This is a genomic window from Streptococcus mitis (assembly GCF_019929545.1).
Taxonomy (GTDB): Bacteria; Bacillota; Bacilli; order Lactobacillales; family Streptococcaceae; genus Streptococcus; species Streptococcus mitis_BU.
On record NZ_JAHZPT010000006.1, the window covers coordinates 69886 to 86685 of the forward strand.

General features: G+C 40.5%; 21 protein-coding genes and 1 pseudogene. All 22 read left to right on the forward strand.

From position 1 onward, the window contains the following. The first annotated feature begins 2 nt into the window (after nucleotides 1-2). Nucleotides 3-323: a hypothetical protein gene (locus K1I71_RS03365; protein WP_000645118.1), complete on the forward strand. Its 321-nt coding sequence runs from the start codon at nucleotides 3-5 to the stop codon at nucleotides 321-323. A gap of 28 nt (nucleotides 324-351) precedes the next feature. Next, the gene (locus K1I71_RS03370; RefSeq protein WP_223330223.1) at nucleotides 352-1041 is read left to right on the forward strand and encodes a CPBP family intramembrane glutamic endopeptidase; all 690 of its coding nucleotides are present in this window, start codon (nucleotides 352-354) and stop codon (nucleotides 1039-1041) included. 41 nt (nucleotides 1042-1082) lie between these two features. After that, complete coding sequence (gene blpZ / locus K1I71_RS03375) at nucleotides 1083-1331, forward strand: immunity protein BlpZ (RefSeq protein ID WP_049524266.1); 249 nt, start codon at nucleotides 1083-1085, stop codon at nucleotides 1329-1331. A gap of 30 nt (nucleotides 1332-1361) precedes the next feature. After that, nucleotides 1362-1973: a CPBP family intramembrane glutamic endopeptidase gene (locus tag K1I71_RS03380; RefSeq protein WP_223330224.1), complete on the forward strand. Its 612-nt coding sequence runs from the start codon at nucleotides 1362-1364 to the stop codon at nucleotides 1971-1973. A gap of 160 nt (nucleotides 1974-2133) precedes the next feature. After that, the gene (gene ccrZ, locus K1I71_RS03385; protein ID WP_000362999.1) at nucleotides 2134-2928 is read left to right on the forward strand and encodes a cell cycle regulator CcrZ; all 795 of its coding nucleotides are present in this window, start codon (nucleotides 2134-2136) and stop codon (nucleotides 2926-2928) included. Further along, on the forward strand, nucleotides 2925-3560 hold the full coding sequence (gene trmB / locus K1I71_RS03390) for a tRNA (guanosine(46)-N7)-methyltransferase TrmB (RefSeq protein WP_001266095.1): 636 nt from the start codon (nucleotides 2925-2927) through the stop codon (nucleotides 3558-3560). Before ccrZ ends, trmB begins: the two co-directional genes overlap by 4 nt. 170 nt (nucleotides 3561-3730) lie before the next feature. Further along, the gene (locus K1I71_RS03395) at nucleotides 3731-4900 is read left to right on the forward strand and encodes a glycoside hydrolase family 3 protein (RefSeq protein WP_049546820.1); all 1170 of its coding nucleotides are present in this window, start codon (nucleotides 3731-3733) and stop codon (nucleotides 4898-4900) included. A gap of 128 nt (nucleotides 4901-5028) precedes the next feature. After that, nucleotides 5029-5508 carry a ribosome maturation factor RimP gene (gene rimP / locus K1I71_RS03400; protein WP_001808916.1) on the forward strand — a complete coding sequence of 160 codons (480 nt, stop codon included), beginning with the start codon at nucleotides 5029-5031 and terminating at the stop codon, nucleotides 5506-5508. Between the two features lie 43 nt (nucleotides 5509-5551). Next, entirely contained in the window at nucleotides 5552-6688 is a 1137-nt protein-coding gene (gene nusA, locus K1I71_RS03405) for a transcription termination factor NusA (protein WP_000032285.1), read from the forward strand. A gap of 21 nt (nucleotides 6689-6709) precedes the next feature. After that, nucleotides 6710-7003, forward strand: coding sequence for an RNase P modulator RnpM (gene rnpM, locus K1I71_RS03410; protein ID WP_000857567.1), 294 nt, complete (start codon nucleotides 6710-6712; stop codon nucleotides 7001-7003). After that, entirely contained in the window at nucleotides 6996-7295 is a 300-nt protein-coding gene (locus K1I71_RS03415; protein WP_001041390.1) for a YlxQ-related RNA-binding protein, read from the forward strand. Before rnpM ends, K1I71_RS03415 begins: the two co-directional genes overlap by 8 nt. 16 nt (nucleotides 7296-7311) lie before the next feature. Then, nucleotides 7312-10104 carry a translation initiation factor IF-2 gene (infB, locus tag K1I71_RS03420; protein ID WP_223330225.1) on the forward strand — a complete coding sequence of 931 codons (2793 nt, stop codon included), beginning with the start codon at nucleotides 7312-7314 and terminating at the stop codon, nucleotides 10102-10104. Nucleotides 10105-10354: 250 nt separating this feature from the next. Then, nucleotides 10355-10705: a 30S ribosome-binding factor RbfA gene (gene rbfA, locus K1I71_RS03425; RefSeq protein WP_001273601.1), complete on the forward strand. Its 351-nt coding sequence runs from the start codon at nucleotides 10355-10357 to the stop codon at nucleotides 10703-10705. A 171-nt stretch (nucleotides 10706-10876) separates the two neighbouring features. Continuing rightward, entirely contained in the window at nucleotides 10877-11380 is a 504-nt protein-coding gene (locus tag K1I71_RS03430) for a hypothetical protein (protein WP_223330226.1), read from the forward strand. 20 nt (nucleotides 11381-11400) lie between these two features. After that, nucleotides 11401-11958: a C1 domain-containing protein gene (locus K1I71_RS03435; RefSeq protein ID WP_223330227.1), complete on the forward strand. Its 558-nt coding sequence runs from the start codon at nucleotides 11401-11403 to the stop codon at nucleotides 11956-11958. 12 nt (nucleotides 11959-11970) lie between these two features. Next, nucleotides 11971-13080 carry an SPFH domain-containing protein gene (locus tag K1I71_RS03440; protein WP_223330228.1) on the forward strand — a complete coding sequence of 370 codons (1110 nt, stop codon included), beginning with the start codon at nucleotides 11971-11973 and terminating at the stop codon, nucleotides 13078-13080. Between the two features lie 303 nt (nucleotides 13081-13383). After that, nucleotides 13384-14163, forward strand: coding sequence for a hypothetical protein (locus K1I71_RS03445; RefSeq protein ID WP_084953052.1), 780 nt, complete (start codon nucleotides 13384-13386; stop codon nucleotides 14161-14163). 1 nt (nucleotide 14164) lies between these two features. Beyond that, on the forward strand, nucleotides 14165-14347 hold the full coding sequence (locus tag K1I71_RS03450) for a hypothetical protein (protein ID WP_223330229.1): 183 nt from the start codon (nucleotides 14165-14167) through the stop codon (nucleotides 14345-14347). 265 nt (nucleotides 14348-14612) lie between these two features. Further along, the gene (locus K1I71_RS03455; RefSeq protein ID WP_000368734.1) at nucleotides 14613-14846 is read left to right on the forward strand and encodes a DUF1858 domain-containing protein; all 234 of its coding nucleotides are present in this window, start codon (nucleotides 14613-14615) and stop codon (nucleotides 14844-14846) included. Then, nucleotides 14846-16180: a DUF438 domain-containing protein gene (locus tag K1I71_RS03460; protein ID WP_223330230.1), complete on the forward strand. Its 1335-nt coding sequence runs from the start codon at nucleotides 14846-14848 to the stop codon at nucleotides 16178-16180. The genes K1I71_RS03455 and K1I71_RS03460 overlap by 1 nt, the downstream gene beginning before the upstream one ends. 9 nt (nucleotides 16181-16189) lie before the next feature. Next, nucleotides 16190-16444 (forward strand): DUF1912 family protein, encoded by a 255-nt coding sequence (locus tag K1I71_RS03465; RefSeq protein ID WP_000119706.1) that lies wholly within the window; start codon nucleotides 16190-16192, stop codon nucleotides 16442-16444. A 95-nt stretch (nucleotides 16445-16539) separates the two neighbouring features. Next, nucleotides 16540-16725, forward strand: a pseudogene (locus K1I71_RS03470) (helix-hairpin-helix domain-containing protein); the annotation flags it as partial. Nucleotides 16726-16800: the final 75 nt, after the last annotated feature.

Below are 16800 nucleotides of genomic sequence, written 5' to 3' on the forward strand. Positions count from 1 at the left end.
ATATGAAGGCAAAATATGGGAATCAAATTGTTGATGTTTGGGAAATTGGTCAAGCAACTCCTAAACCAAGTTGGGTAGAGGAAGCTTTTCAAAAAAATTATATGGTTTGGTTGGATAATCATGTGCGCATTTTAATGGCAGGTCTTAACACTTCTCTCGCAACGAATATCAAGTTTGGTTTAGTTGGAACAGTTGGAGGAGGATTCGCTGGTTATGGGATGTATGTTCTTGGTTATCCAGGTGATTATATAGATATCACCAATCATAGAGTTGTTTCTGCTAAAACATTTCACAAAAGTTATCAAATTTTAGAAAATGATTAGATATCATTTAATTGTAATGGAGAAAGCAATGAAAAAACATCCTATTCTTTTCAAAGCGAGTGCAATTCTTTCTTATTTGTTTCTGTTTTTCGGACTGTTTTGGACAACCCAATTTTGGAGCAATTATTGGGAGTTCTCGTCTTGGGTAGGAAATCTTATCTGGATTCGAAACATCATCAGCCTTCTCTTTATCAGCTTGATAGTTTGGATTTTGGTCAGGTCGGGCCATGCTTATCTCTTTCGCATCCCTAGGAAAAAGTGGTTGAGTTATTCGGTTCTGACGGTGTTAGCAGCTGTCGTGCTGATATGCTTTAACTATCTGACAGCTAAACACGTTCAGGGGACCAATGAAGGTTGGAATTTGTTTATTGCCTATAGCGAGACAAATTTTGCGGAGTTTGGTGTTTACCTAACCTTAATCGTACTAGGACCTCTGATGGAAGAATTGGTATGTAGGGGACTGCTTCAACATGCCTTCTTTAAGGATTCGAGATGGGGGCTGGATCTTCTCTTTCCGTCATTCTTATTTGCCTTGCCCCACTTTTCTAGCTTGCCAAGTCTCGCAGATATTTTTGTCTATACGGCAGTGGGTTGTCTATATGCCTGGCTGACACGTTATACTAAGAGTATCTATCCTTCTTATTCGATTCATATTGTTAATAATATCATCGCAAACTTACCATTTTTGCTCACTTTTCTACACAGGGTCCTGGGCTAAAAAACCAGAAGACTTGCTTTTCAGCCATAGAGGAGGTCATCATGTATAAACACTTATTTTTCCTAGATTCCAAAACCTTAGACTGGTTGACACCTTATATTTTGGTCTTGGCTTCTGACACCATTGCTTTTAACGTTTTTGTGCTAACCTTTGTATCTGTGGTGGTCTTTTATTTCCTAAATCCCATGTTATCTTTAATGGCTATATTCTTAGGGGCTGGCTATGTGGTCGGGTTTTGGTTACTCAAATGGTTTGTTTTGGAAAGACTAGCACTAAAGGATGACGTGTAGAGAAGTTTGTTTCTTGAGGAGAATAATTTTATGGAGTTTTTTGATAAATTTCATGCCTTGTGCTTTGGATTTTTAGTACTAATAATCGTCATTACAGTTCCTTATACGATTAATCATGGGGATTTTTTTCAAAATGAATCTGAATTGATTATTGTAAGTCTTCTAGTAACCTCACTGAGTGTTGCTTATGCTAGAAAGTTTGAAATGATTTCTTTTGGGATGTTAAGCAGGAAACAACTTTTGCTTTTCATTGCAATCTTTCTTCTAAGTGTGCTTGAGACGCTAGTTTATATTCATTTCTTCGCTATTTCTTCTGGCGCAGGAATTCAACACTTGGCGGAAGTCAGCAGAGGAATTTCCCTGTCTTTGATTTTGACTTCCTCAGTTTTTGGCCCCATCCAGGAGGAACTCATTTTCAGAGGACTTCTTCAAGGTGCGGTTTTTGACAATTCTTGGTTAGGGCTTGTGCTAACTTCCTCTCTCTTTTCTTTTATGCATGGACCTTCTAATGTCCCTTCGTTTATTTTTTATCTACTTGGGGGCTTGTTGCTGGGCTTTGCTTATAAAAAGAGCCAAAACTTATGGGTTTCTACTCTAGTCCACATGTTTTACAACAGTTGGCCACTCTTATATTATTTATAAAAATTATGAAAAGGTAAGCAGAAGACGGTGCTTGCCTTTTCTTTCTATAATGATACCCAAGCCAAGCCAGAGGCTTTTCTTTGAGAATCAGGTGTGGAGCGGTTGACGAATAGGCCAAAAACTAGTAGAATAGTAAGGAAACTTTATACGGAGGAAAGAAATGGATTTGGGTGATAATGAGCTAACACTGACTCCCATACCTGGGAAAAGTGGCAAGGCTTATATGGGTAGCTATCCTGATGGGAAGCGCATCTTTGTAAAAATGAACACCTCTCCAATCCTACCTGGTCTAGCTAGAGAACAAATTGCTCCACAATTATTATGGAGTCGCCGTTTGGCAGATGGGCGTGATATGTGTGCTCAAGAATGGTTGACAGGCAAGATATTGACCCCCTATGATATGAATCGTAAGCAAATCGTCAATATTTTAACCCGCCTACATCGCTCACGTCCTTTGATGACACAGTTGAGTCGTTTGGGCTATGCCATGGAAACACCTGTAGACTTACTACAGTCATGGCAAGAAACGGCTCCAGATGCTTTGCGTAAAAATCATTTTATCAGTGAAGTGATGGCTGATTTACGTCAGACTATTCCAGGATTTAGAGAGGACCATGCGACCATTGTCCATGGAGATGTACGACATAGTAATTGGATTGAGACAGACAGTGGCTTGATTTATTTGGTAGATTGGGATTCGGTTCGCTTGACCGATCGCATGTTTGACGTGGCTCACATGCTCTGCCATTATATTCCAGAACATCAGTGGAAGGAATGGTTGACTTACTACGGTTACAAGTACAATCAAACGGTATTAAATAAATTGTATTGGTACGGTCAATTGTCTTATTTGAGCCAGATTTCCAAGTATTATATGAACCAAGATTTAGAAAATGTCAATCGGGAGATTCATGGCTTGCGTCACTTCCGAGACAAGTATGGAAAGAGAAGATGAGAGTTAGAAATCGTAAAGGGGCAACAGAATTACTAGAGGCAAATCCCCAGTATGTGGTCCTCAATCCCTTGGAAGCCAAGGGAAAATGGCGGGACTTGTTTGGAAATGATAATCCCATTCATGTGGAAGTAGGAAGTGGAAAGGGTGCCTTTGTTTCAGGTATGGCCAAACAAAACCCTGACATCAACTATATCGGGATTGATATTCAAAAGTCTGTTTTGAGTTACGCTTTGGACAAGGTGCTTGAAGTTGGAGTGCCTAACATTAAGCTCTTGTGGGTAGATGGTTCTGACTTGACTGACTACTTTGAAGACGGTGAGATTGATCGCTTGTATCTGAATTTTTCAGATCCTTGGCCTAAAAAACGCCATGAAAAGCGTCGTTTGACCTACAAGACCTTCTTGGATACTTTCAAGCGTATCTTGCCTGAAAATGGAGAAATTCATTTCAAGACGGATAACCGTGGCTTGTTTGAGTACAGCCTAGTGAGTTTTTCTCAGTATGGCATGAAGCTTAATGGTGTCTGGCTTGATTTACATGCCAGTGATTTTGAAGGCAATGTCATGACAGAATACGAGCAAAAATTCTCCAACAAGGGGCAAGTTATCTACCGAGTTGAGGCTCAGTTTTAATCTAAAGAGATTTCAAAAACTGTTTCTCATTCAAAAAGTTAAACGAATCATATATTCTAAGGATTTAGTTCTGTACTGAACAGAATTAGGTCCTTTTAGTTTGATTTCAAAACAGGTGGTTTTTGCTAAGTGTGTATTTGTAGCCAGATAAGTGGTATAATGAAAAGGTTATGAGAAATAGTATAAACCCTCTTGTATTCTATCTTTTCTTTTTTCTTGTGATAGTTGGTTTGATTTTTTCTGATTACCAACAACATAGACAAGTAGAGGTGCAAGCAGAAAAAGAGGTTCAAGTAGAAAAAACTGAAACAACTATTGAAACCAGTGAAGGAGAGGAAAATAAGGTTATCGAAGACAGATTAGCCACGATGACCTTGGAGGAGAAAGTAGGACAATTATTTTGGGCCAGAGTTCCTTCTAGTCATCAGATAGAAGATCTTCGATCCTATCATTTGTCTGGTTATATCTTATTCGGAAGAGATTTCGAGGGACGAACTATAGAGGATATGAAGGCTTTGACAACGGGCTATCAAGATGCTGCAAAGATTCCTTTATTGATTGGTTCAGATGAAGAAGGGGGGACAGTGACTCGTATCAGTTCGATTTTAGAAACTCCCTTTCAATCTCCTATGGCACTTTATCAGCAAGGGGGAATGGAGGCAGTGCTTTCTGATACCAAGCAAAAGGCAGAGCTGCTAAAATCTGTTGGCATCAATGCTGGACTCTTCCCGGTTGCGGATCTTGCAAGAAATCAGTCAGCCTTCATTTATGATCGAACGATTGGACAAGATGCCCCAACAACTGCAAGCTATGTTCAGCAGGTCGTAGAAGAACTTAAAAAGAGTAAGGTTGGGTCAACCTTGAAACATTTTCCAGGATATGGCGATAATGGAGACAGTCATACTGCCATTATCCAAGATAATCGTTCTCTGGATGAATTAAGACAAGCCGATTTTCTTCCCTTTCAAGCTGGGATAGATGCAGGGGCAGATAGTGTCTTAGTCTCTCACAATATCCTCTCTAAAATTGACACAGTACCATCATCTATCTCACCGAAAATCACTGACCTTCTTCGTAAGGAACTGCATTTCAAAGGTGTCATTATGACGGATGATTTTGATATGGCAGGATTAGCTGATTTTGTCAGTCAGGAAGAAGCTGCTTTTCAAGTGATTGTAGCTGGAAATGACCTGATTCTAGGGTCTTCCTATCAAACCCAGATCCCTTATCTATTAAAGAAAATTTCCTCTGGAGAGTTGACAGAAGAGCGTATTGATGAGTCTGTGAGACGTGTTTTAACTTGGAAATACGACTTAGGATTATTAGGAGCGGCGCAGTAAGTCTTGTAAGCCCAGACAAAAAGCTTCAAGGTCAAATCCTTGCAGGTTAGCTTGATTTGTGTTATACTTATAGCAAGAATATGAGAAAGAGAGGCGGGGAAATATCTTCGCCTCTTGCTTATGAGGAGGTGGACGCAATCGCAACAATCGTAGAATTAGTCAGAGAAGTTGTAGAACCTGTCATAGAAGCGCCTTTCGAACTCGTGGATATCGAGTATGGAAAGATTGGCAGTGACATGATTCTCAGTATTTTTGTAGATAAACCTGAAGGAATTACCTTGAACGACACGGCAGACTTGACAGAAATGATCAGTCCTGTCCTAGACACCATCAAGCCAGATCCCTTCCCAGAACAATATTTCCTAGAAATCACCAGTCCAGGCTTGGAACGTCCTTTGAAAACCAAGGATGCCGTAGCTGGAGCGGTTGGGAAATACATCCATGTCGGGCTCTACCAAGCCATCGATAAGCAAAAAGTCTTTGAAGGAACTCTGTTGGCCTTTGAAGAGGACGAGTTGACCATGGAATATATGGACAAGACGCGTAAGAAAACCGTCCAAATTCCATACAGTTTAGTATCAAAAGCACGTTTAGCAGTTAAATTATAGAAAAAGAAAGGATAGCTTTTGAGGATTCAAAAGTGAAGAAAACATGAGTAAAGAAATGCTAGAGGCCTTCCGCATTTTGGAAGAAGACAAGGGAATCAAAAAAGAAGATATCATCGACGCAGTAGTAGAGTCGCTTCGTTCCGCTTATCGCAGACGCTATGGTCAATCAGACAGCGTAGCTATTGACTTTAACGAAAAAACAGGTGACTTTACAGTTTATACTGTCCGTGAAGTTGTTGATGAAGTATTTGATAGCCGTTTGGAAATCAGCTTGAAAGACGCTCTTGCCATTAATTCAGCCTATGAACTTGGTGACAAAATCAAGTTTGAAGAAGCACCTGCTGAGTTTGGTCGTGTAGCAGCTCAATCTGCCAAACAAACCATCATGGAAAAAATGCGCAAGCAAACACGTGCCATCACTTACAATACTTACAAAGAACATGAGCAAGAAATCATGTCTGGTACAGTAGAACGCTTTGACAACCGCTTTATCTATGTCAATCTCGGTAGCATCGAAGCCCAATTGTCAAAACAAGACCAAATTCCTGGTGAAGTTTTTGCTTCTCATGATCGTATCGAAGTGTATGTCTACAAGGTTGAAGACAACCCTCGCGGTGTCAACGTCTTTGTTAGCCGTAGCCATCCAGAAATGATCAAACGCTTGATGGAGCAAGAAATTCCAGAAGTTTATGATGGAACTGTTGAAATCATGAGCGTGGCTCGAGAAGCTGGTGACCGTACTAAGGTTGCCGTTCGTAGCCATAATCCAAACGTAGACGCTATCGGTACAATCGTTGGACGCGGCGGAGCGAATATCAAGAAGATTACTAGCAAGTTCCACCCAGCACGTTACGATGCCAAGAGCGACCGTATGGTGCCAATCGAAGAAAACATAGACGTTATCGAGTGGGTAGCAGATCCAGCTGAATTTATCTACAATGCCATCGCTCCTGCTGAAGTTGACCAAGTTATCTTTGATGAAAACGACAGCAAACGTGCCTTGGTGGTTGTTCCTGATAACAAGCTTTCTCTTGCCATCGGTCGTCGTGGGCAAAACGTTCGCTTGGCAGCTCACTTGACTGGTTACCGTATCGATATCAAGTCTGCTAGCGAATTTGAAGCCATGGAAGAAGCTGGTTCGGTAGATTTGGAAGCAGAAAACGATACTGTAGAAGAATAAAAGCTGCTAGAGGAGGGAAAGATGAAAACGAGAAAAATCCCTTTGCGCAAGTCTGTTGTGTCCAATGAAGTGATTGATAAGCGTGATTTGCTCCGCATTGTCAAGAACAAGGAAGGACAAGTCTTTATCGATCCGACAGGCAAGGCCAATGGCCGTGGCGCTTATATCAAGCTAGACAATAAAGAAGCCCTAGAGGCGAAAAAGAAGAAGGTCTTTAACCGTAGCTTTGACATGGAAGTAGAAGAAAGCTTTTATGACGAGTTGATTGCTTATGTGGATCATAAAGTAAAAAGAAGAGAGTTAGGACTTGAATAAGCAAAAGATAAGCAATCTCTTGGGACTTGCTCAGCGAGCAGGGCGGATCATATCGGGTGAAGAATTGGTCGTTAAAGCCATTCAAGATGGCAAGGCCAAGTTGGTCTTTCTAGCTCATGATGCTGGACCCAATCTGACCAAGAAGATTCAAGATAAAAGTCATTATTATCAAGTAGAAATTGTAACCGTGTTTTCAACACTGGAATTAAGCATAGCAGTCGGGAAATCGAGAAAGGTTTTGGCTGTAACAGATGCTGGATTTACAAAGAAAATGAGGTCTCTTATGGAATAGAAGAGGAGGACATGATTTGTCTAAGAAAAGATTGTACGAAATCGCAAAAGAACTTGGAAAAGAAAGTAAGGAAGTTGTAGCGCGTGCAAAAGAGTTGGGCTTGGATGTGAAAAGCCACTCATCAAGTGTGGAAGAAGCTGTCGCTGCAAAAATCGCTGCCAGCTTTAAGCCTGCAGCTGCTCCGAAAGCAGAAGCAAAACCTGCAGCACCAAAAGCAAGTGCAGAAAAGAAAGCCGAGAAATCTGAACCAGCTAAACCAGCTGTAGCTAAGGAAGAGGCAAAACCTGCTGAGCCAGTTGCTCCTAAAACAGAAAAAGTAGCAGCTAAACCGCAAAGCCGTAATTTCAAGGCTGAGCGTGAAGCCCGTGCTAAAGAGCAGGCAGAACGACGCAAGCAAAATAAGGGCAATAACCGTGACCAGCAACAAAACGGAAACCGTCAGAAAAACGACGGTCGCAATGGTGGAAAACAAGGTCAAGGCAACCGCGACAATCGCCGTTTTAACGATCAAGCTAAGAAACCGCAAGGTCAGCAAAATCGTGGAAATGAGCGCCGTCAACAAGAGGACAAACGTCCACATCAAGCGGCTCCACGTGTTGACTTTAAAGCCCGTGCAGCAGCCCTAAAAGCAGAGCAAAATGCAGAGTACGCACGTTCAAGTGAGGAACGTTTCAAGCAGACTCAGGCTGCCAAAGAAGCCTTGGCCCAAGCTAACAAACGCAAGGAGCCAGAGGAAATCTTTGAAGAAGTGGCTAAGTTAGCTGAACAAGCGCAACAAGTTCAAGCAGTGGTTGAACCAGCTCCTGTAGCTAAAGAAGCGCCAGTGGATACACGTCGTAAAAAACAAGCTCGACCAGACAAAGAACGTGATGATTATGATCACGAAGAAGATGGTCCTAGAAAACAACAAAAGAATCGAAGTAGTCAAAATCAAGTGAGAAATCAAAAGAATAGTAACTGGAATAACAACAAAAAGAACAAAAAAGGCAATAACAAGAACAACCGCAATCAGACTCCAAAACCTGTTACGGAGCGTAAATTCCATGAATTGCCAACAGAATTTGAATATACAGATGGTATGACCGTTGCGGAAATCGCAAAACGTATCAAACGTGAACCAGCTGAAATCGTTAAGAAACTTTTCATGATGGGTGTCATGGCCACACAAAACCAATCCTTGGATGGGGAAACAATTGAACTCCTCATGGTGGATTATGGTATTGAAGCCAAACAAAAGGTTGAAGTGGATAATGCCGACATCGAACGTTTCTTTGTCGAAGATGGTTATCTCAATGAAGATGAATTGGTTGAGCGCCCACCAGTTGTAACCATCATGGGACACGTTGACCATGGTAAAACAACACTCTTAGATACCCTTCGTAACTCTCGTGTTGCGACAGGTGAAGCAGGTGGTATCACTCAGCATATCGGTGCCTACCAAATCGTGGAAAATGGTAAGAAGATTACCTTCCTTGATACACCAGGACACGCGGCCTTTACATCTATGCGTGCGCGTGGTGCTTCTGTTACCGATATTACGATCTTGGTCGTAGCGGCAGATGACGGGGTTATGCCTCAGACAATTGAAGCCATCAACCACTCAAAAGCGGCTAACGTTCCAATTATCGTAGCTATCAACAAGATTGATAAACCAGGTGCCAACCCAGAACGCGTTATCGGTGAATTGGCAGAGCATGGAGTTATGTCAACTGCTTGGGGTGGAGATTCTGAATTTGTTGAAATCTCAGCTAAATTCAACCAAAACATCGAAGAATTGTTGGAAACAGTCCTTCTTGTGGCTGAAATCCAAGAACTCAAGGCAGACCCAACAGTTCGTGCGATTGGTACAGTTATCGAAGCTCGCTTGGATAAAGGAAAAGGTGCGGTAGCAACCCTTCTTGTTCAACAAGGTACCTTGAATGTTCAAGACCCAATCGTTGTCGGAAATACCTTCGGTCGTGTCCGTGCTATGACCAACGACCTTGGTCGTCGTGTTAAGGTTGCAGGGCCATCAACACCAGTTTCAATCACAGGTTTGAACGAAGCACCGATGGCGGGTGACCACTTTGCTGTTTACGAGGATGAAAAATCTGCGCGTGCGGCTGGTGAAGAACGTGCCAAACGTGCCCTTATGAAACAACGTCAAGCTACCCAACGTGTCAGCCTTGAAAACCTCTTTGATACGCTTAAAGCTGGTGAACTCAAATCAGTTAACGTTATTATCAAGGCCGACGTACAAGGTTCTGTTGAAGCCCTTTCTGCCTCACTTCAGAAAATCGATGTGGAAGGTGTTAAAGTTACCATCGTCCACTCAGCGGTCGGTGCAATCAACGAATCAGACGTGACCCTTGCTGAAGCTTCAAATGCTTTTATCGTTGGTTTCAACGTACGCCCTACACCACAAGCTCGTCAACAAGCAGAAGCTGACGATGTGGAAATCCGTCTCCACAGCATTATCTACAAGGTTATCGAAGAGATGGAAGAAGCCATGAAAGGGATGCTTGATCCAGAATTCGAAGAAAAAGTTATCGGTGAAGCAGTTATCCGTGAAACCTTCAAGGTGTCTAAAGTGGGAACTATCGGTGGATTCATGGTTATCAACGGTAAGGTTACCCGTGACTCTAAAGTCCGTGTTATTCGTGATGGTGTTGTTATCTATGATGGCGAACTCGCAAGCTTGAAACACTACAAAGACGACGTCAAAGAAGTTACAAACGGCCGTGAAGGTGGATTGATGATTGACGGCTACAATGATATCAAGATGGATGATGTGATTGAGGCTTATGTCATGGAAGAAATCAAGAGATAAGATTTTTGCTCCTTTCTTAGGTGGTGAGGGACGCAAGCAAACCGATGGTTTCATTGCTTATTTTTGAGCCTAGGGTCTCAAAAATCCCCTGTGATGGGACTGATAAATCAGTTCCATCACTTTCACCACGGCGAAAGAAGCAGATGATTTCAAATTGAACTTCGTTCCAATTTGAAATGAAAATCAATAAGTTTAAAAATAGCTAGGTCTGCTGGCCTAGCTTTTGGTTCAAAGTAGAGAAAGGAATATCATGGCAAATCATTTCCGTACGGACCGTGTGGGCATGGAAATCAAGCGTGAAGTCAATGAGATTTTGCAAAAGAAAGTCCGTGATCCGCGTGTCCAAGGCGTGACCATCACAGATGTTCAGATGCTGGGTGACTTGTCTGTTGCCAAGGTTTACTACACCATTTTGAGTAACCTTGCTTCAGATAATCAAAAAGCTCAAATCGGGCTTGAAAAAGCAACTGGTACTATCAAACGTGAACTTGGTCGTAATTTGAAATTGTACAAAATCCCAGATTTGACCTTCGTCAAAGACGAATCCATCGAATATGGAAACAAGATTGACGAAATGCTACGCAATCTGGATAAGAACTAAGAAGAGGGGCAACCCTCTTTTTTGGTGGAGGAAAATATGTGGCATTTGAAATGGAAAAATATTCTTTTAACTAGAATTCTGTATTTTTAAAGGTTAGCTAAATAGAAAATGCTTTTTTTTTTTTTAGCAAATATGATATGATGATTTCATAAATAAAAGGAGATTTTATCAATGAATAATGTAAAAAAAGTTTGTCGTTTAGCTTTGCTATGTCTTTCCGTCTCTACTCTAGTTGCTTGTAGTTCTCTTTCTGAAAAAACAAGTAGCTCTTCTAGTGAGAATCAAACAGAAGCTTCATCTAGTAGTTCTGAGAAGAAAGGGTTGTTTGCTAAAGCAAAAGAAAAACTCAGTTCAAGCGATTTTAACCCACAAGATGTTAGCGATACGACAATTGAGTCTATAAAAACCTATGAAGATTACTTGATTATGAATGAGAAAATAATCGATAATTACTATACAGAAGCAGACGAAGCCTTTAAAGGGACTGTTTTAGAAGATAGCGCTGCTATCCAAGAACAAAAAGATAGCACTAAAAAAGAAATGGAAAATCTGAAAAAACAATATGGTCCACTCAAGAAAGCACCGATTCAAGGGAAAGAAGAAGTGATTAAGACTCTAAAAGATTATCGTGATAATCTACATGAACAAGTGGAGCAGTGGAAAGCTAGTCTTTAATAGGAAGAGTGGAGTTCAATATGGATTATCAATTATTGCCGCATGAATATATGGTTATGAATAGTGACCATGTGAGTTTTGGGAAAAGCGGTTTGGCTACAGATGAATTAATTTTAACGAATCTACACTTAATACATATCAAAAAAGGTTTTTGGGGAGGGAAAAAAGACCAAGTTACAATACCCATTAACCAGATTAAAATTTTTGAAGGGAAGCCTCAAGTTTCAGTAACCAAAACCAATGGTGTGAAACGGTTGGAAATTTATTATAATGGCGGGCAAGCTATCTTTTCATTTAATAATACTAAGGATACTGACAAGTGGGCTAGAAACATTATTAAATTGATTTCAGGTGATACAAGTAATTTTGAAACCTTGGGAGATAGTAGCTTGTTTGGAGCAGATGTTTTGGCAGAAACATTTAAGGATACATTTGACACTTTTAAAGCAGGGCTTGGGATTAAGGATGCAGAGCCAGAAAAGATTTCAACCAAGTGTAGCTTTTGTGGAGCACCTTTGTCAGGTCAAGTGAAGCAAACAGTGAGATGTGCCTATTGTGATATGGAGCAAAGTTTATAAGGGGGCAATTAAATGGGGTTGATAAAAGCAATCACAGATTCTATTGGTGGGACATTTGCAGATCAGTGGAAAGAAATTATCACAGTTCATGCTTTTGATGAACATACAGCTGTAAGTCCAGGTATTGTTCAAGAAAGTAATAATGGTAGGGGTGTCAATACGAAGGGATCTGTAGGTATTATTTCGAACGGATCCAAGATTTTTATTCCAGAAAATACTGCTGCCTTTATCTTTAGTCAGTCTGGTATAGAGGAAATTATTACAGAACCAGGTGGATATGAATACCAAAATGGTGAGAGCAGTGTTTTTAACGGTGATGGATTGAAAAAGTCACTGTTTGACAATGTTGTTAATCGTGTTGGATTCGGAGGTCAAAGTGATCAGCAAAAACAGATTTGTTTTGTTAATTTGAGAGAAATTCGTGATATTAAATTTGGAACTCGCGGTCCAGTCATGTATAATGATTTGTTTTATGGGACAGATTTAGAAGTACGTGCTTTTGGAACATTTTCTATCCAAATTACAGATGCTAAGCAATTTATCAGAAATTTTCTTCCTGCCAATGTGACTTATTATACTTTCGACAGTGCTCAAGCTAGATCACAAATAGTGACAGAGTTTCTCCAATCTTTTATTGTTGCACTCAATTCTTTGTCAACAACTTATCGTATTTCACAATTGCCGTCACAAGCTTCAATTCTTGCAACCCAAGTATCGAATGATGGACAGTATGCAGGGACTTGGAAAGAACGTTTTGGATTTGAGATTGTAAAAGTTGCCATTGCTAATATTGAGTTCTCACCAGAATCTAAGGAATTGGTTAAACAATTTTCATCAAATAAGATGAATTTAAAGGCTTATGATGATGTATCGCAGAAAGCATCTAATATTGCAGCACAACAAAAAATTGCATCAGGAGTGGAGCAACATGGTCTAGGTGATGGTGCAGGGATGATTTTTGGTATGAATATGGCACAAGGTTTAGATGAAAAAGCAATGAAACCAAGTTTATCATTAGATGAACAAATCGAAGCCCTTACAAAACTAAAATCTCTTTTAGATGCTGGGATACTATCTCAGGAAGAGTTTGATCGAAAGAAAAAAGAAATTATGGATTTATAAAATGAGACTTGAAAGTTCATAGTTAGTACGTATTCAAAGGACATTCTAGGTAAAACAACAATAGACTATCGTTCATAGATAGAATATCAAGTTGTAAAGGTAGAGTTGAATATTCGAGTTGTCTCTACAAAGGCTATTAAGGTTCTTTAACAAATAAGTTGCCAAGGATTTTGATTTTGTGTTTTGGACTATTTATCTAAAAAAATAAGGAGTTTTTGAAAACTTTTGAGGGGAATTTGAAACATACTTTAAATGAGTATGCTATCATAGACTATAACTTACAGAAGTAAAAGGAGTTTGTATATGGCTGAACAAGAGTTAGCTATGCAAGTATTGCAACAAGTGGTAAAATTACCAGTTGTTAAGGTTGATCGTTCGAAATTTTTAGTGGATAAGTTTTCCAAAGAATTGGATCCACAGGACATTCCTACCTTATTAGAACAAGGCCCAACGTCTCTCTTATCTCAAGAAACTTTAGATCGAGTGGCTAATGCCTGCATTAGGGATAATGTTTTATTGGCGAGTGGAACTTCTGTTTTGGCAGGATTACCTGGAGGGATTGCTATGGCGATTACTATTCCAGCTGATGTAGCTCAATTTTATGGTTTCTCTCTGAAATTGGCTCAAGAATTAGGTTATATTTATGGTTATGAAGATCTTTGGGCTTCACGCGATGAGTTGAGTGAAGATGCTCAAAATACCCTCTTGCTTTATCTAGGTGTCATGTTGGGGGTGAATGGAACCGCTGCCTTGCTACGTGCAGGTGGTATAACAATTGCCAAACAGGTAATGAAAACAGTACCTAATAAAGCTTTAACAAAGACGCTTTGGTACCCTATTTTGAAAAAAGTCTTAAGAATATTTGGTGTGAATCTTACCAAGGGAGGGCTGGCCAAAGGAATGGGAAAATTCATTCCTATCTTGGGTGGTATCATTTCAGGTGGTTTAACCTTTGCAACTATGAAACCAATGGGTGAAAGCTTGCAGAAAGAATTGTCCAAACTAGTCAATTATAGTGAAGTTCAATATCAAGAAGATGTTGAAACAATCCGAAAAGAGGCTGAAATAATCGAGGGTGAGTGAGATGAATCCTATCAAAGCTTTTGCTAAAATTTACGGGAATTACTTTTTGACCATGCAAGGTGTAAAAGTAATGAAAACGATAAAGAAAGATGACAATGTTGTTGTCGGTCTTGGTAAACTATTTATTGCAGACAAGTTAATGGATACGGCTCGATGGCTCATCAAGCCAGAGGAGAGAGAATGAACTTTTTTGGGGTCTTCTTGCCATTATTTTTATCAAACCGATTATTGGAATTGTGAAATTCCTATGGATGTTCATCTCTTTTGCATTCCAATTATTATTTTACAAGCTATTATTTAAGCTATTGGATTGGCTCTTTAAACTTATTTAGTCCGTAATTCAAGTCACAGAGAACTAGCAAGTCTTATACTGCTAGTTTTTTTAATCTCTTTCCTTGTGGTATAATATAAGCAGTAAAATCATTTTAGAACATACAATGGAGGTCGTCATGGACAATATCATCGATGTGTCAATTCCCGTTGCAGAAGTGGTGGACAAGCATCCAGAAGTCTTGGAAATTCTAGTTGAGCTGGGATTTAAACCCCTTGCTAATCCCTTGATGCGTAATACTATCGGTCGCAAAGTATCGCTCAAACAGGGTTCTAAGCTGGAAGGAACTCCTATGGACAAGATTGTTCGCACACTGGAAGCAAACGGCTACGAAGTGATTGGATTAGACTAATGGCAGATGAACGGATTCATGTCCTACGGGATATTTTGTTAGAATTGCACAATGGTGCCTCTCCTGAGTCGGTTCAGGAGCGTTTTGATGCGACCTTTGCGGGTGTTTCAGCCATAGAGATTTCCCTCATGGAGCACGAGCTGATGAACTCGGACTCGGGCGTCACTTTTGAAGATGTCATGGAACTCTGTGATGTCCATGCCAATCTTTTTAAAAATGCTATTAAAGGTGTCGAAGTAGAGGATACCGAGCACCCTGGCCACCCAGTTCGCGTCTTCAAAGAAGAAAATCTGGCCCTCCGTGCTGCCTTGATTCGCATTCGTAGATTGTTAGATACCTATGAGTCTATGGAAGATGAAGAAATGCTGGCGGAGATGCGTAAGGGTTTGGTCCGCCAAATGGGTCTTGTGGGGCAATTTGACATCCATTACCAACGTAAAGAAGAACTCTTCTTCCCTATCATGGAGCGCTATGGACACGATTCACCTCCTAAGGTCATGTGGGGAGTGGATGATCAGATCAGGGAACTCTTTCAAACAGCTTTAGCGACAGCCAAGTCACTACCTGAAGTGCCGATTTCCACTGTAAAAGAAGATTTTGAAGCCTTTGCGACAGAGTTTGAAAGTATGATTTTCAAGGAAGAGTCCATTCTCCTTATGATTCTCCTTGAGTCCTTTACTCAGGATGACTGGCTTCAGATTGCGGAGGAGAGCGATGCCTATGGTTATGCCATCATCCGTCCGTCAGAGAAATGGGTGCCAGAACGCCAGAGTTTTGTTGAGGAAAAGAGTGCAGATGAGCCCGTACAACTAGATACGACAGAAGGTCAAGTTCAGCAAGTTATCGATACGCCAGAAGGACAGTTTACTATTACCTTTACCCCTAAGGAAAAGGAAACAGTGCTGGACCGCCATAGTCAACAGGCTTTTGGGAATGGCTATCTTTCAGTCGAGCAGGCCAATCTCATCCTCAATCACCTCCCTATGGAGATTACCTTTGTCAATAAAGACGATATTTTCCAGTATTACAATGACAATACGCCAGCTGATGAGATGATTTTCAAACGGACCCCGTCCCAAGTTGGGCGCAATGTCGAACTCTGCCATCCGCCTAAGTATTTGGACAAGGTCAAGACTATCATGAAGGGTCTTCGTGAGGGTACTAAAGACAAGTATGAAATGTGGTTCAAGTCTGAGTCGCGAGGTAAGTTTGTTCATATTACCTACGCTGCAGTGCACGATGAAGAGGGAGAATTCCAAGGTGTGCTGGAGTATGTTCAGGATATTCAGCCCTACCGTGAGATTGACACGGACTATTTCCGTGGATTAGAATAAGGAGAAAAAATGAGTTACGAACAAGAATTTATGAAGGAATTTGAAGCCTGGGTCAATACCCAGATTATGATCAATGACATGGCACACAAGGAAAGTCAAAAAGTTTACGAAGAAGACCAGGACGAGCGTGCCAAAGATGCTATGATTCGTTACGAAAGCCGCTTGGATGCTTATCAGTTCTTACTTGGTAAGTTTGAAAACTTCAAGGCAGGCAAGGGATTCCATGATTTGCCAGATGGCTTATTCGGTGAGCGAAATTATTAAACGAGATAGATTCTTGATTTTTTACTAAAATCTTGATAGAATATTTATATTAAATCCTTGTCAGAGCAGGGGTTTTTTATTGAAAGGATTTTATCATGTCAAAGAAACTCAATCGTAAAAAACAATTACGAAATAGCCTCCGTCGCGCAGGTGCCTTTTCAAGTACTGTTACTAAGGTTGTAGAAGAGACAAAAAAAGTCGTGAAACGTGCAGAACAGTCAGCAAGCCAAGCTGGTAAGGCTGTTTCTAAAAAAGTTGAACAAGCAGTAGAAGCTACTAAAGGGCACCTCTAAAAACCTATCCAATGGACACCAAAATATGAGATAATAGCCTTATCATAAGATGAGGTTATTATT